Origin of the sequence: Kitasatospora sp. NPDC059646 (assembly GCF_042734615.1) — a bacterium.
Classification (GTDB): domain Bacteria; phylum Actinomycetota; class Actinomycetes; order Streptomycetales; family Streptomycetaceae; genus Kitasatospora.
On sequence record NZ_JBHWDS010000063.1, the window covers coordinates 12,890 to 35,695 of the forward strand.

The 22,806-nt window shown below is 73.9% G+C and carries 20 protein-coding genes; 7 read left to right on the forward strand and 13 right to left on the reverse strand.

Annotated features, from left to right (window positions below; all coding sequences use genetic code 11):
- The first annotated feature begins 80 nt into the window (after positions 1 to 80).
- Entirely contained in the window at positions 81 to 1,055 is a 975-nt protein-coding gene (locus ACFV1L_RS31645; protein ID WP_380372471.1) for an endonuclease/exonuclease/phosphatase family protein, read from the forward strand.
- Positions 1,056 to 1,079: 24 nt separating this feature from the next.
- On the opposite strand, the gene ACFV1L_RS31650 is transcribed toward ACFV1L_RS31645, so the two are convergent.
- The 5 genes from ACFV1L_RS31650 to ACFV1L_RS31670 form a co-directional block, all read right to left on the reverse strand.
- Positions 1,080 to 2,513, reverse strand: coding sequence for a hypothetical protein (locus ACFV1L_RS31650; RefSeq protein ID WP_380372473.1), 1,434 nt, complete (start codon positions 2,511 to 2,513; stop codon positions 1,080 to 1,082).
- Complete coding sequence (locus ACFV1L_RS31655) at positions 2,506 to 6,303, reverse strand: CDP-glycerol glycerophosphotransferase family protein (protein ID WP_380372476.1); 3,798 nt, start codon at positions 6,301 to 6,303, stop codon at positions 2,506 to 2,508. Before ACFV1L_RS31655 ends, ACFV1L_RS31650 begins: the two co-directional genes overlap by 8 nt.
- Before the next feature lie 15 nt (positions 6,304 to 6,318).
- The gene (locus ACFV1L_RS31660; RefSeq protein WP_380372479.1) at positions 6,319 to 7,404 is read right to left on the reverse strand and encodes an LCP family protein; all 1,086 of its coding nucleotides are present in this window, start codon (positions 7,402 to 7,404) and stop codon (positions 6,319 to 6,321) included.
- Positions 7,405 to 7,558: 154 nt separating this feature from the next.
- Positions 7,559 to 7,909 (reverse strand): hypothetical protein, encoded by a 351-nt coding sequence (locus ACFV1L_RS31665; protein ID WP_380372480.1) that lies wholly within the window; start codon positions 7,907 to 7,909, stop codon positions 7,559 to 7,561.
- A gap of 88 nt (positions 7,910 to 7,997) precedes the next feature.
- The gene (locus ACFV1L_RS31670) at positions 7,998 to 8,570 is read right to left on the reverse strand and encodes a TetR/AcrR family transcriptional regulator (protein ID WP_380372483.1); all 573 of its coding nucleotides are present in this window, start codon (positions 8,568 to 8,570) and stop codon (positions 7,998 to 8,000) included.
- 121 nt (positions 8,571 to 8,691) lie between these two features.
- Here ACFV1L_RS31670 and ACFV1L_RS31675 point away from each other — a divergent pair, with 121 nt between their 5' ends.
- Positions 8,692 to 9,123, forward strand: coding sequence for a DUF4267 domain-containing protein (locus ACFV1L_RS31675; protein ID WP_380372486.1), 432 nt, complete (start codon positions 8,692 to 8,694; stop codon positions 9,121 to 9,123).
- A gap of 7 nt (positions 9,124 to 9,130) precedes the next feature.
- Here the strand turns inward: ACFV1L_RS31675 and ACFV1L_RS31680 are convergent, their stop codons facing one another.
- The gene (locus tag ACFV1L_RS31680; protein WP_380372489.1) at positions 9,131 to 10,237 is read right to left on the reverse strand and encodes a PLP-dependent cysteine synthase family protein; all 1,107 of its coding nucleotides are present in this window, start codon (positions 10,235 to 10,237) and stop codon (positions 9,131 to 9,133) included.
- 245 nt (positions 10,238 to 10,482) lie between these two features.
- On the opposite strand from ACFV1L_RS31680, the gene ACFV1L_RS31685 reads away from it, so the two are divergent.
- Complete coding sequence (locus ACFV1L_RS31685) at positions 10,483 to 11,388, forward strand: UTP--glucose-1-phosphate uridylyltransferase (protein ID WP_380372492.1); 906 nt, start codon at positions 10,483 to 10,485, stop codon at positions 11,386 to 11,388.
- A 13-nt stretch (positions 11,389 to 11,401) separates the two neighbouring features.
- On the opposite strand, the gene ACFV1L_RS31690 is transcribed toward ACFV1L_RS31685, so the two are convergent.
- Positions 11,402 to 12,268 carry a PhzF family phenazine biosynthesis protein gene (locus tag ACFV1L_RS31690; protein WP_380372495.1) on the reverse strand — a complete coding sequence of 289 codons (867 nt, stop codon included), beginning with the start codon at positions 12,266 to 12,268 and terminating at the stop codon, positions 11,402 to 11,404.
- A 133-nt stretch (positions 12,269 to 12,401) separates the two neighbouring features.
- Between ACFV1L_RS31690 and ACFV1L_RS31695 the strand changes: the two genes are divergently transcribed.
- Positions 12,402 to 13,130 (forward strand): polyprenol monophosphomannose synthase, encoded by a 729-nt coding sequence (locus ACFV1L_RS31695; RefSeq protein ID WP_380372498.1) that lies wholly within the window; start codon positions 12,402 to 12,404, stop codon positions 13,128 to 13,130.
- Positions 13,131 to 13,194: 64 nt separating this feature from the next.
- On the opposite strand, the gene ACFV1L_RS31700 is transcribed toward ACFV1L_RS31695, so the two are convergent.
- Complete coding sequence (locus ACFV1L_RS31700; RefSeq protein WP_380372500.1) at positions 13,195 to 14,403, reverse strand: ROK family protein; 1,209 nt, start codon at positions 14,401 to 14,403, stop codon at positions 13,195 to 13,197.
- Between the two features lie 56 nt (positions 14,404 to 14,459).
- Here ACFV1L_RS31700 and ACFV1L_RS31705 point away from each other — a divergent pair, with 56 nt between their 5' ends.
- On the forward strand, positions 14,460 to 15,668 hold the full coding sequence (locus ACFV1L_RS31705; RefSeq protein WP_380372501.1) for an MFS transporter: 1,209 nt from the start codon (positions 14,460 to 14,462) through the stop codon (positions 15,666 to 15,668).
- Between the two features lie 81 nt (positions 15,669 to 15,749).
- Here ACFV1L_RS31705 and ACFV1L_RS31710 read toward each other — a convergent pair whose 3' ends face one another.
- From ACFV1L_RS31710 to ACFV1L_RS31720, 3 genes are all read right to left on the reverse strand, one after another.
- Positions 15,750 to 16,340: a hypothetical protein gene (locus ACFV1L_RS31710; RefSeq protein WP_380372503.1), complete on the reverse strand. Its 591-nt coding sequence runs from the start codon at positions 16,338 to 16,340 to the stop codon at positions 15,750 to 15,752.
- Between the two features lie 311 nt (positions 16,341 to 16,651).
- Positions 16,652 to 17,416: an acyltransferase gene (locus tag ACFV1L_RS31715; protein WP_380372506.1), complete on the reverse strand. Its 765-nt coding sequence runs from the start codon at positions 17,414 to 17,416 to the stop codon at positions 16,652 to 16,654.
- A gap of 86 nt (positions 17,417 to 17,502) precedes the next feature.
- On the reverse strand, positions 17,503 to 18,267 hold the full coding sequence (locus tag ACFV1L_RS31720; RefSeq protein WP_380372509.1) for an enoyl-CoA hydratase family protein: 765 nt from the start codon (positions 18,265 to 18,267) through the stop codon (positions 17,503 to 17,505).
- A 198-nt stretch (positions 18,268 to 18,465) separates the two neighbouring features.
- On the opposite strand from ACFV1L_RS31720, the gene ACFV1L_RS31725 reads away from it, so the two are divergent.
- Positions 18,466 to 19,638: a glycoside hydrolase family 19 protein gene (locus ACFV1L_RS31725; protein WP_380372512.1), complete on the forward strand. Its 1,173-nt coding sequence runs from the start codon at positions 18,466 to 18,468 to the stop codon at positions 19,636 to 19,638.
- Between the two features lie 71 nt (positions 19,639 to 19,709).
- Here the strand turns inward: ACFV1L_RS31725 and ACFV1L_RS31730 are convergent, their stop codons facing one another.
- A complete protein-coding gene (locus ACFV1L_RS31730) occupies positions 19,710 to 20,972 on the reverse strand; it encodes an MFS transporter (protein ID WP_380372515.1) in 1,263 nt (420 codons plus the stop codon).
- An 83-nt stretch (positions 20,973 to 21,055) separates the two neighbouring features.
- Between ACFV1L_RS31730 and ACFV1L_RS31735 the strand changes: the two genes are divergently transcribed.
- Positions 21,056 to 22,042 (forward strand): ArsR/SmtB family transcription factor, encoded by a 987-nt coding sequence (locus ACFV1L_RS31735; protein WP_380372518.1) that lies wholly within the window; start codon positions 21,056 to 21,058, stop codon positions 22,040 to 22,042.
- A 7-nt stretch (positions 22,043 to 22,049) separates the two neighbouring features.
- Here the strand turns inward: ACFV1L_RS31735 and ACFV1L_RS31740 are convergent, their stop codons facing one another.
- Complete coding sequence (locus ACFV1L_RS31740) at positions 22,050 to 22,688, reverse strand: hypothetical protein (protein WP_380372521.1); 639 nt, start codon at positions 22,686 to 22,688, stop codon at positions 22,050 to 22,052.
- Positions 22,689 to 22,806 lie beyond the last annotated feature (118 nt).

The following is a 22,806-nucleotide window of genomic DNA, read 5'->3' on the forward strand; positions in this document are numbered from 1 at the left end:
GGCCGGGCAGGGGTGCGGCGGCGGGCGCCGGCGGCGGAAGGGGCGGAGGACCGGCGGCGGGACGGTTCGGGATCGAAGTTATGCTGGTCGCCGTCACCGTTCAGCGCTCGGGGGATGTCGTGCCGCCCTACTACGCCAGCATCTCGGGGCCGCGTCCGCGGCGCCGCCGCCGGGTGTTCCTCGGCGCGGTGGCGGGGGTGCTGCTGCTCGGGCTGGTGCCCGCGGTGCGGCACGGCGCCCGGTCGCTGGTGGGGGCGGACGGGCCGGACGGGCCGCGGTTGACGGTGGCGACCTGGAACACGTGCGGGGTGGCCGCCTGGGGCTGCGGCGAGTACGGCGGCGGGGAGCAGAAGGCGAAGGCGCTGCGGTCGCTGGCGCAGGACCACGGGGCGCGGGTGGTGCTGGTGCAGGAGGCGTGCCGGGGGGACCTGGACCGGGCGCGGGCCGGGCTCGGCGCGGCCTGGCAGCTGGCGTTCGAGCCGTACCGGCAGGTGGACGCGGCGGGCGCGGAGACGCCGGTCGACTGCGGCGCCGGGCGCGGCGAGGCCGGGTTCGGCATCCTCGCGGCCGTTCCGCTCACGGACGTCGCCCCGGTGGAGTCCCCGCAGCCCGCGCCGGGCCTGCACCGCGGCATCCTGTGCGCGACCGCCGTCCCGGCGGCGCCGGCGGCGCCCCCGTTGCGGGTGTGCGTCGCGCACCTGTCGCTGCCGCCCGCCGACCGCTCGGACCGCCCCGCGGAGCTGCGGGACGACCAGTTGGCGGCGCTGCTGGCGGCGGCCGGCGCGGCGGGCTCGGTGTTCGGCGGCGACTTCAACTCCTCGCCGCCGGGCCCGCGCAACAAGGACGCCTGGATCTGGCCGGCGGGCTACTTCGACGCGGTCCGGGAGTGCGACCAGGAGTCGGCGGGCCAGCGGTCGGGCTTCGCGGCCACCCACGAGAACGGGCTGAAGCTGGACTACCTGTTCACGGCGCTGCCCCGGCACGGCTGCTCCCAGGTGGACACCGGGTTCTCCGACCACCGGGCGGAGCTGCTCACGGTCGCCGCCGCCCTCTGACCGAACCCGGGGCCCGACGGGCGGTCAGTCCCCGTACCGCTCCTGCAGCTTGGCGTTGCGGGCGAGCGCCCCGGCCACCACGAAGGTGACCTGGCCGGGCGGCGAGACGCGCCCGTCGGGGGCGACGGCGCGGACGTCGACGGTGTGGCCGCCGCCGCGCCACTCCCAGGCGGGCTGCCAGGTCCACAGCCCGTCCTCGACCGGGGCCGAGCCCAACGCGTGGTCCCCGATGGCGAGTTCGACCCGTTCGGCGTCGATCGCGTGGCCGGTGAGGCGGACCGCCGGGCCGGGGACGTAGCTGTGGTCGGCGGGCTCGGTGACGACCGGCGCGGCGAGCGGCGGGGCGGGTTCGGTGACGGTGAGGGTGTGCCGGGTGCGGGGGCTCTGCTCGCCGTCGGCGGCGACGCCGAACAGCTTGAGGGTGTACTCGCCGGCCTCCCAGGGGCGGCTGAAGCGCCGCTCCCAGCGGCCCTCGGCGTCGGTCTGGGCGGAGCCCATGTACTTGCCGTTCAGCCAGATGCTGACCCGGGCCGCGCCGGGGGCGTGGCCGCCGACGGCGACGGCGTGCCCGGGGACGGTGGTGCCGGGGGCGGGGTGGGTGACCCGGGGGCGGGGGAAGCGCTCGGTGGCGGCGAGCAGCGCGTCGATCGGGGCGGTGTCCCGGTCGGGCTGTTCGCCGCCGGTGCGGACCTGGCCGAAGCGCGGGGCGATGCCGGCCACGAGCAGGTTGAGCAGGCCCATGACGGGCGGCAGGGTGCGGGCGGTGACGGTGTCGTGGCCGGTGATCAGCGGGGAGTCGTTGAACACCAGGTTGAAGTTCGGGTAGTCGCGGAACAGGTCGACGTACGGCGCGACCTGGCGGCCGTAGTGCTCGTCCTGCGGCGAGGTGACGAGGTAGACGTTGGTGTTCCGGTGCGGGCTGCCGGCGACCAGTTCGGGCATCACGGCGTCGAGGGCGGCGATCTTCTCGGGCGTGACCTGACCCATCATCAGCGCGGCGGCCGCGGGCCGGCGTTCGTGCAGGGCGGTGCCGATCCGGAACTGCGGGACGACGGCGAGGGCGTTGCCCCAGCCGTGCCGGAGCGCGAACTGGAGCGCGGCGGTGCCGCCCTTGGAGCCGCCGAACATGGTGACCTGGTCGGCGGTGAGGCCGAGGGCGTGCGCGAACCTGGCGATCAGCGCGGCGACGGAGCGTTCGACGCCGAAGTCCATGTCCTTGCACAGGTAGTAGGTGTTGCCGCCGTCGAACAGGTCGCGGATCCACAGGATGTTGGCGCGGACCTGGTCGAGGACCCCGTTGGAGAAGCCGTACTCGTCGCGGGCGGAGAAGTTGGCGAACACCACGACGAGGTGCCGGGTGCCGTTGCGGGCGTGGCTGAAGCGGTACTCGACGGGGACGGGCCCGCTGTCGTCCCGGCCCTCGACCACGGGGCGGCTGGGGCGGGTCTGGTCAGACACGGTGGGATTCCGTTCCTCTGCGCATGCTCTGCAGGTCGCGGAGCCGGTCGGCGGCTCCCTCGGGGTCGGGTTCGGCGGTGAGGTGGGCGGGCAGCGGCCAGGGGATGCCCTCGAAGGTGTCGGGCACGGCCGGCGGCCCGGCCGGGGCGGGCGCGGCCGGCGCGTCGAGGTCGCCGCCGGCGGCCAGCAGGCGGTCGGCGAGCCGGGCGGCGGCGTGTCCGTCGTCGAGGTCGCAGTAGTCCCGCCGGAAGCGCCGGTAGCGCTCGCCGTAGCGGGCCCGCACCTCGTCGGCGTGCCGGATCGCGGTGATCAGCTGGGCGGACTCGGCGAGCAGCGGCCCGGGTGCGCTGCTCTCGAAGTCGAAGTAGAAGCCGCGCAGGGTGTCGCGGTAGTGCTCCAGGTCGTAGGTGAAGAACAGGATCGGCCGGCCGGTGTTGACGAAGTCGAACATCAGCGAGGAGTAGTCGGTGATCATCACGTCGGTGATCAGCGACAGGTCGGCCATGTCGGGGTAGTCGGAGACGTCGTGGACGAATCCGTCGCCCGCGCCGGGGACGGGGTCGACGACGTTGGGGTGGCGGCGGACCAGCAGCACGTGGTCGTCGCCGAGCCGGGCGCGGGCGTCGTCGAGGTCGATCCGGAAGTCGAACTTGTACCGGCCGGGCGCGTAGTACTGGTCGTCGCGCCAGGTGGGGGCGTACAGCACGACGCGCTTGCCGTCGGGGATGCCGATCCGGCGGCGGACGGCGGCGGCGCGGCGCCCGCCGTCGGGGCTGCGCAGCACGTCGTTGCGGGGGTAGCCGGATTCGACGATCTCGCCGGGGAAGCCGAAGGCGCGGCGCAGGATGGGCGTGGAGAAGGTGTTCGGGGAGACCAGCAGGTCCCAGTTCTCGACCTCGACGGCGAGGCGTTCGAGGTAGCGCTTGTCGGCGAAGTGGACGGCTTCGATGTCGTGGCCGATCTTCTTCAGCGGGGTGCCGTGCCAGGTCTGGACGACGACCTGGCCGGGGCGCTTGCGGAACCAGTCGGGCAGGTGGTTGTTGGCGACGATGTAGCGGCTGGTGGCGAGGGCGTCGTACCACTCGGGCGACCACATGCGCACGGCGCGGGCGGTGCCGGGGACGTCGACCTGGTCGTCCTTGACCACCCACAGGTGGTCGAGCGGGACCTGACGGCGGACCAGTTCCTCGTGGACGGCGCGCGGGCTGTCGGAGTACTGGGTGCCCTTGAAGGCGTCGAACAGGACGGCGGGCTTCACCGGCTGCTGGCGGGCGGCGGGGTAGGCCTTGGTGCGCAGCAGCTTCTGCCGGTAGGGGCCGCGGGCGTGGTCGGGCATCGCGGAGTGGACCTGGAGGGAGAGCCGGTCGTAGCTCTCGGCCTGGAGTTCGTAGCCGCGGCCGTCGCTCTCGGCGGCCTGCGGGAGGCCGGGGATGGCGTCCTGGTCGAGCTTGAGCATCAGGTCGGGCAGCCGGTCCTCGGGGGCGGTGCGGGCCGGGTCCTGGCGGCGCAGGTAGAGGTCCCAGCGGCCGGCGGCGAGCGGGACGGTGCCGGCCAGGGTGCGGATCCGGGCGGGGGCGAAGCGGGCCCGGAAGTGTTCGCCGGCGAGTTCGAGCGGGACGGCGCGTTCGGTGCCCTGGGCGCGGGAGCGCAGCACCAGGTGGACTTCGTGCCGCCGGTCGGCGGGCACCAGGTGCAGGGCGTGGTAGCGGCCGACGATCTCCAGGGTGCCGTCGTCCTCCCAGCCGTAGCGGGTGGTGAGCGGCAGCGTGGCGCGTTCGAACAGGACGAGGTAGCCGGCGCCGTTGCGGTGGACGACGAGTTCGCGGTCGCGGTCGGGGGTCTGCAGGCTGTCGGGGAGGCGGTGGTGGCCGTCGGGGGTCTCCTCGGCCATCACCGGGTACATCGTCAGTTTGCGGCCGGCGACGTGGAAGGTGGTCTTCCAGCCGTTGGCGCCGAGGTCCCAGGACTGCGGGACGGCGTCGTCGGCGGCGTCGCTGCGGTGGGCGGGCACCAGGCTGCGCAGCGGGACGCGGACGGTGAAGGTGCACCAGCCGTCGCCGCCGGGGGTGAACCGGACGGGGGCCTGGGTGCGGCCGGCGCCGCCGAGGCTGACCAGCCGGAGCTGGCCGCTCTCGGGGACGGCGGGGCCGAGGTGGACGCCGCGCAGTTCGAGGTGTTCGCCGGTGATGCGGTGGCCGGTGATGCGGCAGCGGACGATCTCGACGCGGAGCTTGAGCCGGTTCTGCACGAACAGCGGCAGCACGCGGGTGTTCTTGTCGACGTACCGGTAGGGCGGGTTGGCGGCGCTGCCGACGGTGCCCCGGTCGAGGCCGCGGTAGCGGAACAGGCCGCGGCTGAGCACGCCGGCGGCGACGTCCCAGGTGCCTTCGACCCACTGGCCCTTCTGCTTGAGCCGGCCGGTGTCGAAGACCGCGGTGAAGCCGGACCAGTCGTAGCAGTAGCGGTTCTGGTTGGAGTGCTCGGTGGCCTGCGGGGCGTAGACGGTGCGGGCGGGGACCAGCAGCATCCGGCCCTGCTTCTTGTTGCGCAGGGCGAGCGCCTTGACCGACATGTGCCGCTTGTGGACGTTGACGAACCGGATGTAGCTGCTGCCGGAGAGCTCCAACCGGTCGCCGTCCCATCGGACTTCGCCGATCGAGCCGTGCAGCGAGAGTTCCTTGCCGAGCCGGTACGCCTTGCGGCCGATGCCGACCCGGCGGTCGCCGAGGTGCGGGTACTTGAGGTAGCGGTGGAAGCGCCGCTGGACCGGCATCGGGCCGCCGCGGCGTTCGAACTCGACGACGTCGAGGAGTTCCTGGAGCTTGCGGCGGCGCACCAGCCACCACTTGACGCGGGCTTCGGCGGGGAGTTCGTCGATCAGGTCCTCGCCGGCCTCGTCGAGGAACTCGTTGGCCCACTGGACGAAGGAGTGCCGGTACTCCTCGTCGCCGTCGGGCAGCGCCTTCAGATGGAGCATCAGGTCGGAGGTGAGGCAGGCCAGGTCGTACTTGCGCTTGGACTCGGCGAAGGTGCGGGAGCGGTGGCCGCCGAGGAAGCGGCTGACGGACAGCACGGCGGAGACCCGGTCGCGCAGGTTGTCGAGTTCGTGGTGGCGCTGGGTGATGGACGGGGCGGCGTTGCCCTCGCGGCGGCGCCAGTAGTAGACGACGTCGGTGATGGTGTCGACCTTGGCGGCCCGGAAGTGGGCGAACATGTTGACCCAGGAGTCCTCGTAGAGGACGCCTTCGGGGAACTCGATGAAGTAGTAGTCCCAGAAGCTGCGCCGGAACAGCTTGTTCCACACCGTGCGGTCGTAGATGAGCTTGTCGAACTTGGTGATGTGGGTGCCGCGCCGGTTGGCCGCCATCGGGCCCTTGTGCAGCGGGGACTGCCACTTCTTGGTGGAGTTCATCATCTGCACGTTGCCGGAGACGAAGTCCGAGCCGGACTCCTCCAGGGTGCGCAGCAGCACCTCGTAGGCGTGCTCGGGCACCACGTCGTCGCCGTCGGCGAAGACCAGGAACTCGGCGTCGGGGTGCAGGGCGCGAAGGCCGGTGTTGCGGGCGTGGCCCGGGCCGTGCGGGTCCTGCCGGATCAGCTTGAAGCGCGGGTCGCGGGCGCACATCGCCCGGGCGATGTCGGTGGACGCGTCGGTCGAGCCGTCGTCGACGAGGATCGCCTCGAAGTCGCGGAACGACTGCCGGGCGATGGATTCGAGGCATTCGGCGAGGTACGCCTCGACGTCCTGGAAGGGGACGACGACGCTCAGCCTGGGGCGGTGGGCGGGCACGGATCCGTTCCTCCGTCAGCCGGCGGCGGCCGGGACCGGCTTGTCCTCGCGCAGCGCCTGCCAGAGCTTCGGTGCGCGGGCCTCGTCGGCGACCACCCGGTTGTGGTCGATCCGGTCGGTGACGACGGGGAGCATCACGGTCTTCATCCGCTCGGGCCGGAGGCCCTTCATGCTCTGCGCGAAGTCGAGCAGGCCGTTGAGCGAGCCGAGGTCGGTGTCGGTGGTGAGGGCCTTGGTGGCCGCGTCGGCCACGCCGTACGCCTTGGTGGGGCTGGACAGGGTGCCCTTGCGCTGGAGTTGGGACAGGACGGAGAGCAGGAACTTCTGCTGCAGGCCGATCCGGCCGAGGTCGCTGCCGTCGCCTATGCCGTGGCGGGTGCGGACGAAGGCGAGCGCCTGGGTGCCGTCCAGGGTGTGGGTGCCGGCCGGCAGGTGCAGGCCGCTGTACTTGTCGTCGATCGGGGCGTCGGTGGTGACCTCGACCCCGCCCATCGCGTCCACGAGTTCCTTGAACCCGGCGAAGTCGATCTCCACGTAGTGGTTCATCCGCAGCCCGGTCATGGTCTCGACGGTCTTCACCACGCAGGCCGGGCCGGCCGTGGTGTAGATCGAGTTGAACATCACCCGGGGCGCGGCGGGCACCTGCTTGCCGGCGGCGGTGGTGCAGGCGGGGCGGGCGACCATGGTGTCGCGGGGGATGCTGACCACGGTGGCGTCGGCCCGGCCCTGCGGGATGTGCACCAGCATCGCGGTGTCGGAGCGCGCGGTGCCGCCGACGTCGCCGCCGGCCAGTTCGCCGTTGTCGCCGCTGCGGGAGTCCGAGCCGAGCACCAGGATGTCCTGCGCGCCGGTGGGCAGTACGGCCGGCCGGTCCGCGCCGAGCGCCTTGTCGATGTCGACGGTGTCGAGGTTGCCCTCCAGGTGCCGGTACGTCCACAGTGCGGTGCCGCCGGCGGCCAGGGCGAGCGCGAGCACCACGCCGCCGCCGATCAGCAGGATCCGCCGGCCCCGGCGGCGCGGCTTCGGGGCCCGGCCCGGTGCGGCCGCAGGGGCGTCCGGTGCGGTCTCCGGTGCGGCCGACATCCCGTCAGTCTGCGCCATGGGTCGAGCGTCCTCCCAGCCACCGGGCTCGGTGCGTACCCGGACTGACTGGACATGCTCTCATGCGATCTTCATGACTTGTTTACTTCTTTGATCACGGACCTATACCGTCTCTTTGCGCCCCTGACACCTGACGCTCCGTAACCAGCGTCCGCTACGGGACGGGGCAGCCGGACGGGTCGGCGGGGACGGTGAGCACCGCCAGCAGGACCACGGCGGTGAGGACGATGCCGGCCCCGACGCCCAGCAGGCGGACCAGCTCCGGATTGCCGGAGCGCCGGCGCAGCCCGGTCCAGTCGGTGAGGGAGCCGGTCAGCGCGCCGCCGAACGCCAGGGCGGCGAAGAGGACCGGGAGCAGGAGGTTCAGCGCCGCGAGCGAGCCGGGTTCGAGGTGGGCGTCGCAGCCCCGCCAGTTGCCGGCCAGGATCGCGACGGTGGCGAGTGCGGCGACCGCCGAACCCGCCGCCCCGAGCATCGCGGTGGCCGGGCGTCCGAGCATGTTCATGGCGTCTCCCCTTCGCGGGCGGCGCCGGGTGCGCCCGCCCGTCTGCTCGGACGGGCGGCGCGCCCGGGCGGTTGCGCCCGACGGGCCGTCAGAAGACGGCGGTGAACGCCGCCATGCGGCTGTCGTCGAGTTCGGGGCGCAGTCGGCCGCCGCGGGCGAGGGTGGCCATGCCGTGCAGGGCGGACCACGCGAGTTCGGTGTAGCCGGCCGGGTCGAGGCCCGCCGCGGCGGCGCTCGCGGTCGCGGGGTCGGCGATCGCGGCGAACGCCTCGTGCAGGGCGGCGGGCGCCTCGGGGGTGCCGAAGGGCAGCGGGACGGCCATGGTGAAGATGGCGTCGTACAGCGCGGGATTGGCCTCCGCGAACGCCAGGTAGGCGCGGGCGACGGCGGCGAACGCGGCCCGCGGTTCGGCGGCGCCGGCGGCCGCGGCGCGCAGCTCCACGGCGAGTTCGGCGCAGCCCTCGACGGCGACGGCGGCGACGATCGCGTCCTTGCCGGCGAAGTGGCTGTACAGGACGGGCTGGCTGTACTCGATGCGTTCGGCGAGGCGGCGGGTGGTGACGGCGTCCCAGCCCTCGGCCTCGGCGAGTTCGCGGGCGGCCCGGACGATCAGCTGTTCGCGTTCGGCGCGTTCGCGCGCCCTGCGTTCTTTGATAGCCATGCCCGGAATCCTAGCAGCGCTAGACAACTGACGGTCCGTCGGTCTAGCGTTGTTCACGTCGCTAGCGCCGCTAACCAGCGGGCGGCGCGGACCACTTCACACCGTTCTTGGGGGAACCACCATGTCCATCGCCACCACCGCGCCCGCCACCGCCGGCCGCCTGCGGGTCCGCCTCGCCACCGTCGGCACGGTCCTGCTGGGCCTGTTCCCGCTCTGGTTCGGCCTCAGCTACATCGTCTCCCCGGAGTCCACCGCCGCCGGCTTCGGCATGCCGGCCTGGCCGCACGGCGACGCGGCGACCTTCCTGATCACCAAGGGCATCCGCGACGTGGTCTCCGGACTCGTCCCGCTGGCCCTGCTGCTGCTCGGGCACCGCCGCGCCTCCGGCTGGGCGATGCTGGTCATCGCGGCCGTGCCGATCGGCGACGCGACCACGATCCTGACCCACCACGGCAGCACCGCCATGGCGTTCGGGGTCCACTACGCGACGGCCGCGGTCATGCTGCTCGTCGCGGGGCTCGTGCTCACCGAGAAGGCCGGGAGAAGCAGCTGACGCCGCCTCAGCCGTCCGACCAGTCGCCGCCCGCGAGGAACGCCTCCAGGGCGGCGCGGTGCGGCGCCGGGTCGATCCGCTGCGCGGCCAGCCACTCGGCCGAGTAGTACTTGTCCAGGTAGCGGTCGCCGGGGTCGCAGATCAGCGTCACGACGCTGCCGGTGCGGCCGGCGGCCCGCATCTCGGCGACGATCTTCAGCGCGCTGTACAGGCCGGTGCCGGTGGAGGCGCCGGCCTTCCGGCCGAGGACGCCCTCCAGCAGGTGGACGGCGGCGATGGACGCGGCGTCCGGGACGCGCATCATCCGGTCGATCGCGCCGGACACGAAGGACGGCTCCATCCGGGGCCGGCCGATGCCCTCGATCCGGGAGCCGGTGGGACAGGTGGCACCGGGATCGCGGTGCACCCAGCCGTCGAAGAAGCAGGAGTTCTCCGGGTCGGCGACGCAGATCCGGGTGTCGTACTGCATGTAGTGCACGTACCGGGCGATGGTGGCGGAGGTGCCGCCGGTGCCGGCGGTGGCGACGATCCAGGCCGGCTCCGGGTGCGGCTCCATCCGCAGCTGCGCGAACACCGACTCGGCGATGTTGTTGTTGCCGCGCCAGTCGGTGGCCCGCTCCGCGTAGGTGAACTGGTCCATGTAGTGGCCGCCGGTCTCCGCCGCCAGCGCGGTGGCCGCCTCGTACACCTCGCACGGGTTGTCCACCAGGTGGCACCGGCCGCCGTGGAACTCGATCAGCTCGATCTTGGCCCGGCTGGTGGAGCGGGCCATCACCGCGACGAAGGGCACGCCGATCAGCTGCGCGAAGTACGCCTCGGAGACGGCGGTGGAGCCGCTGGACGCCTCGATGACCGGCTTGCCGGGACGGATCCAGCCGTTGCACAGGCCGTACAGGAACAGCGAGCGCGCCAGCCGGTGCTTGAGGCTGCCGGTGGGGTGGGTGGACTCGTCCTTCAGGTACAGGTCGATGCCCCACTCGGCGGGCAGCGGGTAGCGCAGCAGGTGCGTGTCGGCGGAGCGGTTGGCGTCGGCCTGGACGCGCCGCACCGACTCCTTCAGCCAGGCCCGGTACTCGGGGTCGGAACGGTCCACGTCCAGGGTCGGAACGGTCATCGCGCACTCTCCTCGCACCCGCCGAATACCCACCCACTGTAACAGGTGATCACGATAAGTGACGGTTACGGGGGCCCCAGCTTCCGCTTATGGGGAGCCGGGGCCCGCCGGACGCCCCGCCGACGGACCCTCGGCCGGCGGCCGCGGCCCGCAGGAGGCTCCGCGACCCGGAGTGATCGCACCGTCACGCCTGGTACGGTCGGTGCCGACCGGCACCGCGTCCGTCCAGGAACAGGAAGAGGCCCATGCGCGCCACCCTCCGCCGAGCCGTCATCCCCGCCGCGGGCCTGGGCTCCCGGCTGCTGCCGCTCACCAAGGCGATCCCGAAGGAGATGCTGCCGGTCGGCGACCGGCCGGTGATCGAGCACACGGTGCGGGAGCTGATCGACTCCGGCATCACCGACATCACCGTCGTGGTGTCCGGCGACAAGTCGCTGATCCAGGACCACTTCCGCCCGAACCCGGCGCTGGTCGCGCAGTTGCGCGCGGACGGCAAGGACGCGTACGCGGACGCGGTGGAGGACGTCGCCGACCTGTCACGGCGCGGGCACCTCACCTACCTGTTCCAGCACGGCCCGTACGGCAACGGGACGCCGGTGCTGAACGCGGCCCGGGACTTCGGCGACGAGCCGTTCCTGGTCCTGTGGCCCGACGACGTGTTCGTGGCGGAGGTGCCGCGGGCACGCCAGTTGATCACGGCGCACGAGCGGACCGGCGCGCCGGTGCTCGCGCTGATGCCGATGGACCCGGCGCAGTCGCACCGCTACGGCGTCCCGGTGGTCAAGGAGGACCTGGGGGACGGCGCGCTGCGGATCACCGGCCTGGTGGAGAAGCCCGATCCGGCGGCCGCCCCGTCGCACTACGCGGCGATCGGCGGCTACGTGCTGACGCCCGGCGTGGTGGACGAACTGCGCGAGCAGCACCGGCGGTTCCGGGCGAACCCGGTCGGCGAGCTGTACCTGACCGACGCGCTGAACGCGTACGCGGCCCGCCGCGCCGTCTACGGGCAGGTCATCGAGGGCCACTGGTACGACACCGGCAACCCGCAGGCCTACCTGGTGGCGCAGTTCGCGCACGCCCTCGCGCACCCCGAGTACGGCCCGCCGCTGCTCGACCTGGCCCGCGCCCGCCCGGACGCGGGCCGGTCGTAGGCCCGCCGGCCCGTCAGGGGATGCGCACGGCCCGGCCGGTGACGCGGACCCGGGGGTCGCCGGCGGTCAGGTCGACGGTGAGCAGGCCGGGCCGGCCGAGGTCCTCGCCCTGGTGCAGCGTCAGGCGGGCGGTCTCCAGGCCCCGCAGCTGCCGCAGGTAGGCGCCGAACGCGGCGGCGGCCGCGCCGGTGGCCGGGTCCTCGACGACGCCGCCGACCGGGAACGGGTCGCGGACGTGGAAGGTGGACCCGTCCTGCTCCCAGACCAGTTGGAGGGTCACCAGGTCCAGACGGCGCATCAGGGCGGCGAGCGCGTCGAAGCGGTAGTCGAGGTCGGCGAGGCGCGCCCGGGTCGCGGCGGCGAGCACCAGGTGCCGGGCGCCGGCGTAGGCGATCACCGGCGGCAGCCGCGGGTCGAGCTCCCCGGCCTTCCAGCCGAGCGCGTCGAGCGCCTCGGCGAGGTCCTCGTCGGCGACGGCTTCGACGTGCGGCGGAACACTCGTCAACGTGGCCGTGAACTCTCCGGCCGCGTCGCGCTCCACGGTGACCGGAACCGGCCCGGCCTTGGTCTCGAACAGCAGCTCGCCGGGGCCGATCGCCTCGCCGAGCGCGACGGCGGCGGCGATGGTGGCGTGGCCGCAGAACGGCACCTCGGCGAGCGGGCTGAAGTAGCGGACGGTGCGGGCCCGCGGCCGGCCCGGCACCGGGCCGAGGAAGGCGGTCTCGGAGTAGCCGAGCCGGGCCGCGACGGCGAGTTGCTGCTCGGCGCTCAGCGCGGTGGCGTCCAGCACCACGCCCGCCGGGTTGCCGCCGGCGGGGTCGGCGGTGAAGGCGGCGTAGCGCAGCGGTTCGGCGGGGTCGGCCGGTGTGTTGTCGGTCATGCCGGGGCAACGGACCGCGGACCGCCGCCATTCCCGCGCGCGGGGCGTAGGCGGACCCCCGGAACGTACGTGCGGGGATCAACGCTAGACTGCCGCATCCGGCTCTCATAACCGTATCGAGGACAGAAGAAACATGGCTGAGGCCCACCCGAAGGTTGTTGTGGTTGTTCCGACGTACAACGAGCGGGAGAACCTCCCGATCCTCGTTGGCCGGCTGGGCGAGCTCGGCATGCCGAACCTGCACGTACTGGTGGTGGACGACAACTCCCCCGACGGCACGGGCGACGTCGCGGACAAGCTCGGCGCCGAGTCGGGCGGCACGCTCACCGTGCTGCACCGCACCGACAAGGACGGCCTGGGCCGGGCCTACATCGCGGGCATGACGCAGGCGCTGGAGAACGGCGCCGACATCGTCGTCCAGATGGACGCCGACCTCTCGCACCCGCACACCGCGATCCCGGCGATGGTGGAGAAGCTCACCACGACCGACGCCTCGGTGGTGCTCGGCTCGCGCTACGTGCCGGGCGGCTCGACCGCGTCCGAGTGGCCGTGGCACCGCAAGGCGCTGTCGGCGTGGGCGAACTTCTACGTCAACGCGATCCTGCGCCTGAAGGTCAAGGACGCCACCGCGGGCTTCAAGGCCTGGGAGGCGCAGGCGCTGCGCAAGGTCGACCTGCAGTCGGTGCGTTCCAACGGCTACTCGTTCCAGGTCGAGATGAACTACCGCGTGGTCAAGCACGGCATGCGGATCGCCGAGGTGCCGATCCGCTTCGAGGAGCGCGTCGAGGGCATGTCGAAGATGAGCCTGGGCGTGCAGCTGGAGTCGGCGGTCGCTCCGTGGAAGCTCCGCTTCGGCAAGTGACGCACCGCCAGTAGTGCGCCGCCCGGCGCGGGTCGACGTTCCGTCGGCCCGCGCCGTTCGCGTTTCACGGCGCGACGGCGGCCTGCGGGTCCTCCAGGCAGGGCTCCCAGGCGAGTTCGGCCGCCCCGACCAGTCCGGCGTGCACGACCTGCGCGGGGACGATCGGGACGCGTCCGCTGCGGCCCCACAGGCAGCGTTCGGCGACGACGGCGGCGAGCCGGTCGGGGGCGGCGGCCAGCAGGTCGAGGTGCAGGCCGCTGAGCACGATCCGGTCCGGGTTGAGGATGTTGACCAGCCCGGCGAGACCCTGGCCGAGGCGGTCGACGACGTGCTCGACGGCGTCGGCGGCCTCCGGGTCGCGGGCCAGTTCGCGGGCCTGCGGGAGCAGCGGCCGGCCGGGGTCGGGGCGCCGCTTCGCGGCGGCGAACAGCGCCTCGGGGTCGGTCTCGGCGTTCAGGCAGCCGCGGTTGCCGCAGGCGCAGGGCCGGCCGAGCGGGTCGACGGTGAGGTGGCCGACCTCCAGGGCGAGGCCCGAACTCCCGGTGTGCAGGCGGCCGTCGACGACCAGGGCGCCGCCGACGCCGCGGTGTCCGGAGGTGACCAGCAGCAGGTGGCGGGCGTCGCGGCCGGCGCCGTGCCGGTGTTCGGCGAGCGCGGCCAGGTTGGCGTCGTTGGCGACGGCGGTCGGGAGCACGCCGCGGGCGCGCGGCCCGAGGTCCGCGCCGGCCACTTGCGCGGCGAACAGCTCGGCGACGGGGGTGCCGGACGGCCAGTCGAAGTGCAGGGCGGCGAGTGCGGTGCCGTCGGGTTCGGTGACGGGGTTGGGCAGGGCGAGCGCGAAGCCGAGGATCCGGCGGCGGCCCGCCCGGGCGAGGCCGGCGCCGGCCTCGGCGACCGCGGCGAGCAGGCGCTCGGGCGCGGTGTCGGCGGGCAGCGGCAGGTGGACGGTGTCGTGCAGCCGGCCGCCGAGTCCGGCGAGCGCGGCGGAGACGCCGTCGGCGTGCAGCTGGGCCGCGAGCACGGCGGGGCCGGGGTCGGCGAGGGTGAGGCGGTGCGAGGGGCGGCCCCGGCCGCCGCCGGCCGGGCGGGAGTCGACGCTGATCAGGCCGAGCGCCTCGAGTTCGGCGGTGACGGCGCCGGCGGTGGCGCGGGTGACGTCGAGGGCGCCGGTGAGCGCGGACCGGGTGGGGGCCCGGCCCGTGTGGATCAGGCGCAGCGCCGGTCCGAGCAGGGTGCGGCCGCGGTCGGGGGCGGCGCGGCGCGGGGTGCTCACGGCGGGGCTCCGGTTCGGGGTTGAAGGCGTGTGCGGCACTCCCCTATTCTGACTTTGTGCCGCTACTGAACAAAACAGAAGCCCGCCCCTCCTCCACCGCCCCGTCCGGCCGCAGCTCCTCCTGGTCGGCGGCACGCCTCGCCCTCACCGCCTTCTTCGCCGTCGACGGCTTCCTGTTCGCCTCCTGGGTGGTCCGCATCCCGGATGTCCGCGCCCAGGTCGCCGCCTCGCACAGCGCCCTGGGCCTGGCCCTGCTGTGCATCTCGGCCGGCGCGGTCGCCACCATGGCCCTGATCGGCCGGCTCTGCCTGCGCTTCGGCTCCCGCCGGGTCACCGTCGTCTCCGTCGGCGTCCTCTCGCTCGCCGTGGCGCTGCCCGCGCACACCCGCTCGGTGCTCGGCCTCGGCGCCGTGCTGCTGCTGTTCGGCGCCGGCTACGGCGCGGCCAACGTGGCGATGAACAGCGCCGCCGTCGACCTGGTCGCCGAACTCCGACGGCCCGTCATGCCGAGCTTCCACGCCGGCTACAGCCTCGGCGGCCTGCTCGGCGCGGCGGTCGGCGGCCTGCTCGCCGCTCGCATCGACGCCGCCCGGGCGCTGGCCCTGGCCGCCGGCCTCGGACTGGCCGTCACCCTCGCCGCCGGCGCCGCCCTGCTGCGCGCCCCCGCCGTCCGCCCCCCGGCCGTCGACCCCGCTGCGGGGCGGGCCCCTGCGGGCCGCTCGGCGGGCCTGCTGGTGGTGCTGCTCGGCCTGGTCGCGCTGTGCACCGCGTACGGCGAGGGCGCGCTCGCCGACTGGGCGACCCTGCACCTGACGGACGACGTGCACGCGAGCGCCCCGGTGGCCGCCGCCGGGTACGCGGCGTTCGCCTTCGCGATGACGGCCGGCCGGCTGTCCGGCACCTGGCTCTCCGAACGCCTCGGCCAGACCCGGCTGATGCTGTTCGGCGGCCTGGCCGCCTGCGCGGGCATGGCCACCGCCGCGCTGGCCCCGTCGGTCCCCGCCGTGCTGGCCGGCTTCGTGCTGGTCGGCCTCGGCCTGGCCAACGTCTTCCCGCTCGCCGTCGCCCGGGCGGGCGCGGCGGCCGGCCCGCAGGGCGTGGCGACGGCCTCCACCCTCGGCTACGCGGGCATGCTGGTCGGCCCTCCGGTGATCGGCTTCCTCGCCGACGCCCTCTCGCTGCCGGCCGCGCTGCTCACCGTCGCCGCGGCGGCGGCCCTGGCGGGCCTGCTGGCCGTCGCCGTGGACCGGGGCCGGGCGGCCTGACGTCCCGTCGCCCGGGGACGCCGAACGGCGGTCCGGTCGCCCCCACGGCGTCCGGACCGCCGTTCGGGCGGTGATGCCCCGTCAGGGGCGGTACAGCTGGGTGACGCTGAGCAGGGCGCCCTTGGAGTCGAGCTTGACGGCGTACTGGTTGCCGAAGCAGCGGTACGGCGCGGCGGGCTGCTTGTGCTGGATGCACGCCTCCTGGGCCTTCATGAAGACGAAGACGTCGACCTCCTTGGCCTTGAGGTTCTCGTCCAGCAGCAGGGTCTTGGTGCTGTTGCCGACGTCGTACACCTTGGGCTCGCCGACGGCCTCGAAGTAGCCGTCGTTGGGCACGTCGGGGCCGCAGACGAACCTGGTCGGCCTGGCGCGGAACCAGATGTGGGTCAGGTAGCCGTTCTCGGTGGCCTCCACCACGGTGCCGACCTGGGCGGCATTCGCGGTGCAGTCGGCGGCGGGCTTGGACGGCTTCCCGCCGGCCTCGGCGGACTTCCCCGAACTGGCGGACGGCTTGGGGCTGTTGCTGCCCGCCGCCGGGGCCGAGCCGGTCGCGGCGGGAGAGGACGGGGCGGGCGCGGCGCTGCCGCCGGCGGCGGCGTCCGGGTCGCAGGCGGTGAGCGCGAGCGCGGAGGCAGCCGTCAGTGCGGCGACGGTGACACGGATGAGACGCATGGTCGGTTCCAGGTGGGCTCGAAGCGGTTGGCACGGATCCCCGGTCGGCTCCGGTCGACGCCCCCGCGGCTCGACCCGGCCGGTTCCCGAGATCCACGAGGGGGCGTCCTGCCCCGCTCGACAGCCCTCACCACGCCGGTCCGGCCCGCCCGGTTGCCGGTGTTGCCCAGCTGTGACAGTCGTCGCACCCGGTGCCGGCTCCGCCCGCCCGCCCGCCCGCCGTTCGCCCGGAACGGCTCCCCGTGACCCGAGCGGCCGTCAGTTCGCCGTCGCCGGCCGGGTGTCCGCCCGGCCGGCACCCGTCCGGCGGGTCACCCCTCGGGGGTGCTCTCGCCGGGCAGGCGGAGGTCCCAGCCGACCAGGGCGCGCAGCTGTTCCGCGGTGACGCCGTCGGGGACGGGCCGGGGCGCCTCGTGGCGGATCGGCGGCTGCCAGCCGTCCTCGGGGTTCCAGGTGCGGACCTGGCGGGCGGGTGCGCCGGCCACCACCGCGTGGTCGGGGACCTCGCCGGAGACCACGGAGTTGGCGGCGACCACGACGTTGCGGCCGAGCCGGGCGCCGGGGAGGATCACCGCGCCGGTGCCGATCCACGAGCCGGCGCCGATCGAGACCGGCTCGTTGCGCGGCCACTGCTTGCCGATGGGCAGTTCGGTGTCGCGGTACTCGTGGGCCTGGTCGGTGATGTAGACGTTCGGGCCGGTCCACACGTCGTCGCCGAGGACGATCCGCTGGTGGCCGACGATGTGGCTGCCGCGGCCGATCACGCAGCCGCCGCCGATCCGGACGATCGGCTCGGGACCGAGGTCGAGGCCGGGCAGGAAGCCCGCCGAGATGGTGACGCGCTCGCCGATGATGGAGAACGGGCCGATGGTGATCCACTGCTCGTTGAACACCGTGCCGAGCGGGAACGCGAGCTTGGTGCCGTCGCCGAGCTCCCCGAACCGGTACGGCCCGGGGTTGCGGTTGCTGACGGCGCCGGCGTCCTGCACCCACCGCCAACCGCGGTGCACCGCCCGCCCGGCGGCCCGCCGCGACCTCTCGCGGACGGATCCCAGCAGCGTACGGACGATCGACATGCGCTCACCGTATCGGCCGGTGCGCTCCCGCGGCGGGCAACGGGACCAAACTCACACCGGCCGGTAACTTCCGGCGGACGGCGGGGTCAGCGCACCCAGCGGGCCGGCCGCTTCTCCAGGAACGCGCGCATGCCCTCCTGCGCCTCCTCGGAGCCGAACAGCCGCGCGGACTGGGCGACCAGTTCCTCGGTGTGCCGGTCGAAGGACTCCCGGACGGCGGCGTTGGCCAGGTGCTTGGATTCGGCCAGGCCCTGCGGCGAGCACAGCCGCAGCGCGTCCAGGACGGTCTTCAGCGCGGCGCCGGTGTCGTCCGCGGCCTCGGTGACCAGGCCGATCCGGGCGGCCTCGGCGGAGTCGAAGGTCTCGCCGGTGAGGTAGTAGCGGGCGGCGGCGCGCGGCTCCAGCTTGGGGCGCAGCGGCAGCGAGATGACGGCGGGGGCGAGGCCGAGGCGGGCCTCGGTGAACGCGAAGGTGCAGTCGGGTCCGGCGACGGCCAGGTCGCACGCGCCGACCAGGCCGAGCCCGCCGGCCCGGACGTGGCCGTCGAGGCGGGCGATGACGGGCTTGGGGCAGTCGACGAGGGCGCGCTGCAGGGCGACCAGGCCGCGCGGTCCGACGGTCGGGTCGTCGCCGGTGGCCTCGGACAGGTCGGCGCCGGCGCAGAAGACGCGGCCGGTGTGGCCGAGGACGATCGCGCGGACCTCCGGGTCGGCGGCGGCGTCGGCCAGCGCGCGGGTGAGCTCGGCCATCAGCCGGGTGGAGAGGGCGTTGCGGTTGTGCGGGGAGTCGAGCTCCAGGGTGGTGACGGCGTCGGCGGTGCTGCGGCGCAGGAGGGGCGCTTCGCTGGTCATCTGGGGTGGCCTGCCTTCCGGCTGAGGGTGGGTCGGACGGTCTCCGCCTGCACCCTGGCACGTCACCGGGCCCACTGGCCAGTACCCGACACGTCGTACACGTCCTCAATCCTCTTAAGGTCTAGACCTATTGACAGTTAACGGCCAACCTCGCTTGAGTGCATGGACACCGCTCGTTCCCCCCACAAGGAGTGGCCGATGTCCCCCAACCGCACGCTCTCCCACCGCCGTTCGCACCCCCACCGCCGTTCCGCCTCCCGCCGCGGCCGGGTCGCCGCCCTGCTGGCCGGGGCGCTGGCCGCCACCGGACTGGCCGTCCTGGTGCCGGGCTCGTCGACCGCCGCCACCGCCTGCGCCGCCCCGTACGCGGCCTCGCAGGTGTACACCGGCGGCATGACCGCCTCGTACAACGGCCACAACTGGAACGCCAAGTGGTGGACCCAGGGCGAGACCCCGAGCACCGGCGGCAGCGGCGTCTGGGCCGACCAGGGCGCCTGCGGCACCGGCGGCGGCACCACGCCGAGCCCGAGCCAGACCCCCACCGGGACGGTCTGCGCCTTCCAGATCTGGGTGGCCGGCACCCAGTACGCCACCGGCACGGTCGTCAAGTACGTGCCGAACGGCAAGTTCTACGTCGCCACCCATGACAACCCGGGCTACGACCCGACGGTCTCCACCTGGTACTGGAGCCCGTCCAACTGCGCCGACGACCAGCCGTCGCCCAGCCCGAGCTCCACCACCCCCAACCCGGGCGGATTCGTGGTCTCCGAGGCGCAGTTCAACCAGATGTTCCCGAGCCGGAACCCGTTCTACACGTACAGCGGCCTGGTCGCGGCGCTGAACGCCTACCCGGCGTTCGCCGGCACCGGCTCCGACACGGTGCGGAAGCAGGAGGCGGCGGCGTTCCTCGCCAACATCAGCCACGAGACCGGCGGCCTGGTCTACGTCGTCGAGCAGAACACCGCCAACTACCCGCACTACTGCGACACCACCCAGCCGTACGGCTGCCCGGCCGGCCAGGCCGCCTACTACGGGCGCGGCCCGATCCAGCTCAGCTGGAACTTCAACTACAAGGCGGCCGGCGACGCCCTCGGCATCGACCTGCTGAACAACCCGAACCTGGTGCAGACCGACGCGGCCGTGGCCTGGAAGACCGGCATCTGGTACTGGATGACGCAGAACGGCCCGGGCACCATGACCGCGCACAACGCGATGGTCAACGGCAAGGGCTTCGGCGAGACCATCCGCTCCATCAACGGCGCCCTGGAGTGCAACGGCGGCAACCCCGCCCAGGTGCAGAGCCGGATCAACGCCTACACCGGCTTCGCGGCGATCCTCGGCGTCCCGACCGGCTCGAACCTGAGCTGCTGACGCCCGCGCACCGCCGAACGAACCGACCGCACGGCGCGGGTGACGGACCGTCACCCGCGCCGCCGCGCCGCTCAGCCCCGGTCCCGCACCAGCAGCGTCATCCCGCAGCCCGCCGCGGCGAACAGCGCGGCCAGCAGCAGCCAGCCGGCCGTCCCGTGGGCGACCACCACCGAGGTGATCAGCACCGGGCCGAACATCAGTGCGCCCGACATGCCGGTGTTGAAGACGCCCTGGTAGGCGCCGTGCGCGTGCTCCTTCGCCAGGTCGTAGCCCAGCGCCCACGCGCCGGCCTGGCTGTACACCTCGCCGAGCGCCTGGAGTCCGACGCCGGCGGCGATCACCAGGGCCGCCGCCCAGCCGGGCAGGCCCGCGGCCAGCGCCAGCACCGCGCAGGAGCCGGCCACCAGCAGCGCGCCCCGGCGGAAGATCCGGGCTGCCGCGCCGACCTCCTCGGTGCCCCGGGTGGCCCGCACCTGGAGCACGATCACCAGCGCGGTGTTGACCAGCAGTCCGCCGGCCGCCATCCAGCGCGGCGCGTCGGTCTCCCGCACCACCCACAGCGGCACCCCGACCTCGATCATCACGAACTGCAGCGTGATCACCGCGTTCAGGCCGGTCATCGCCAGGTAGCGCCCGTCCCGCAGGACGGCCGGCAGGCCGCCCTCGGCCTTCGCCTTCGCCGCCTGCTCGGCGGTGCGCGGCGGGACGTGCACCAGCGCCAGGTACATCACGGCGATCACCCCGTAGGTGGCGCCGTCGAACAGCAGCGCCGTCAGGTACGCGCCCCGGGTGTCGAGTTGCAGCACCACGGCGGCGGCGACGGTGCCCACCCCGAGGCCGATGTTGGTGACCGAGCGCAGGTACGCCCTGCCCGCCACCCGGCCGTCCGCCGGCAGCACCTCGGCGAACAGCGCGCCGCGCACCGCCGATCCGCCCCGGTCGGCGGCGGCCAGCAGGCAGGCCAGCACCGCGAACGCCGCCAGGTCGTGCACCAGCACGTACCCGACCGCGCACAGCCCCTGGACCACCAGCAGCACCACCAGCACCGGCTTCGGCCCGTACCGGTCGGACAGCCAGCCGGCCGGCACGCCCGCCGCCAGCCCGACCGCCCCCGCGACGGTGAGCACCACGCCGACCTGCGCCACCCCGAAGCCCAGGATGCGGGTGAAGAACAGCACCGACAGGGTCATCGTCAGGCCGTTGCCGACCGTGTTGACCAGGGTGATCACGGAGAGCCGGCGCAGCGCCGGGTCCTGGGGCAGCAGCCGGGCGAACCGGCCCGGGGCATGGCTGGGCGACGCGGCCTCGTCGGCCGCGAGTTCAGTGGCGGTCATGACCCGATCAGACCGGGTGCGGAACGAACGTGGTATTGATTTAGCCCGGGCCTGAATCCACCGGCCCGATCAGGGGGAACACCATGGTGCTGCGGTTCCGGCTGGGCCTGGCCGATCTGGCCGCCACCTCCTTCGCCTGCTCGCCGCTGCAGGAGACGGTGCTGAGCCTGCGGATGTGGACCCACCCCGGCCAGTACCCGCACGGCGCCGCGTTCGAGGCGATGCGCCCGGCGTTCGAGGCGCTGCCGGCCGCGCCGCTGCTGCGCGCCCTGGTGGCATCCAACAAGTACGTGCCGGACTTCCTGACGCCCCGTCCGAGCATTCCCTTCCCGGACTTCCGGGCCGAGCTGGCCGTCGTCCGCGCCTTCGAACCGGCCCGGCTGCGGCGCGAGTTGGAGGTGACCTTCCTCCCGCACGACCGGGCGGTCCCCCCGCTGCTGGCGGCCTTCGACGACCGGCCCGCGGAGCTGGTGCGGCGGATCGCGGACGCCCTGGAGCAGTACTGGACGCGGGTGCTGGAGCCCGCCTGGTGGCCGCGCGCCCGCTCGGTGCTGCACGCGGACATCGTGCACCGCTCCCGGGTGCTGGCCGAACGCGGCGCGGCCGGGCTGTTCGCCGACCTCGACCACCGCCTCAGCTGGTCGGACGGGGTGCTGACGATCGAACGGAACTGGGGCGAGGGCGACCTGGACATCGCGGTCGACCGGCGCGGACTGGCCCTGCTGCCGACCTGCTTCGCGCGCGGCGCGATCACCGCGATCGGCCCGGACCGCACCCCGTCGATCAGCTACGTGGCGCGCGGCCAGGGCAACCTGAACGGGCCGGCCGACCCGCCGCCCGCGCCGCAGGCCCTGGAGCAGCTGCTCGGCGCGCCCAAGGCCCGCCTGCTCGCGCTGCTCCGGGAGCCCACCGCCACCACCGAGCTGGCCCGCCGGCTGGGCGTCACCGCGGGCGCCGTCAGCCAGCACCTGTCGGTGCTGCACGCCACCCGCCTGGTCACCCGCGCCCGGCACGGCCGCCTGGTGCTGTACGCCCGCAGCCCGCTCGCCGAGCAGCTGCTCGGCCCCTGACGCGGCGTCAGCAGAACGCCATGACCGCGCCGGTCTCCACCGAGTGCCGGGCCGCCCGCATCAGCTGGAGGCAGATGAACGACTCGGTGCCGTACCGCTGCCAGGGCGCCGACCCCGTGCCGGTCCCGTCGAGCGCCTCCTCGACCTCCGGGCCGTCCGGGTCCAGCCCCTCCGGCAGACCGAGCGCCTCGGCCAGCGCCCGCAGCTCGGCCAGCAGGCGCATCGAGGAGCCGAGCGCGCCGCCCGACAGCTCCTCGTCGACCAGCACCGGCCCGAAGTCCACCGGCACGTAGTAGCCCTCGCAGTCCGAGTGGTGGATCAGGTGGTCGAACGGGCCCGGCGGGTCGTCCGGCACGTCGACGTACGCGCTCCGCAACTGCGGGTCCTCGGAGGCCCGTTCGCCGTCCGCCAGCGGCTCGGGCAGCCGCCCGTGCGCGGCCAGGTGGGCGGCGAGGCGGCGCAGCGTGTGCAGCCCCGAGTAGCCCCACACCCGTTCGCCGAACTGCTGCCCCTGCACCGGCTCCTGCCAGGTCGGCAGGCCCTCGCGCTCCAGCACCGCGCGGATCGTCGCGCACTCGGCGCGGAACCAGTCCGCCGTGTCCTCCTCGGCGCCGATCAGCGCGCCCACCACCACATCGAGTCCCATGCCGGGCATCCTGCCAGCCGCCGCCGACAGTCCTGGATCATGCCCGCCCCGCGACGTCAACCCCCGTCCGGTATAGACCTGTTGACGAGTTGGTCCAGTCCACTTACCCTCCTCTTGC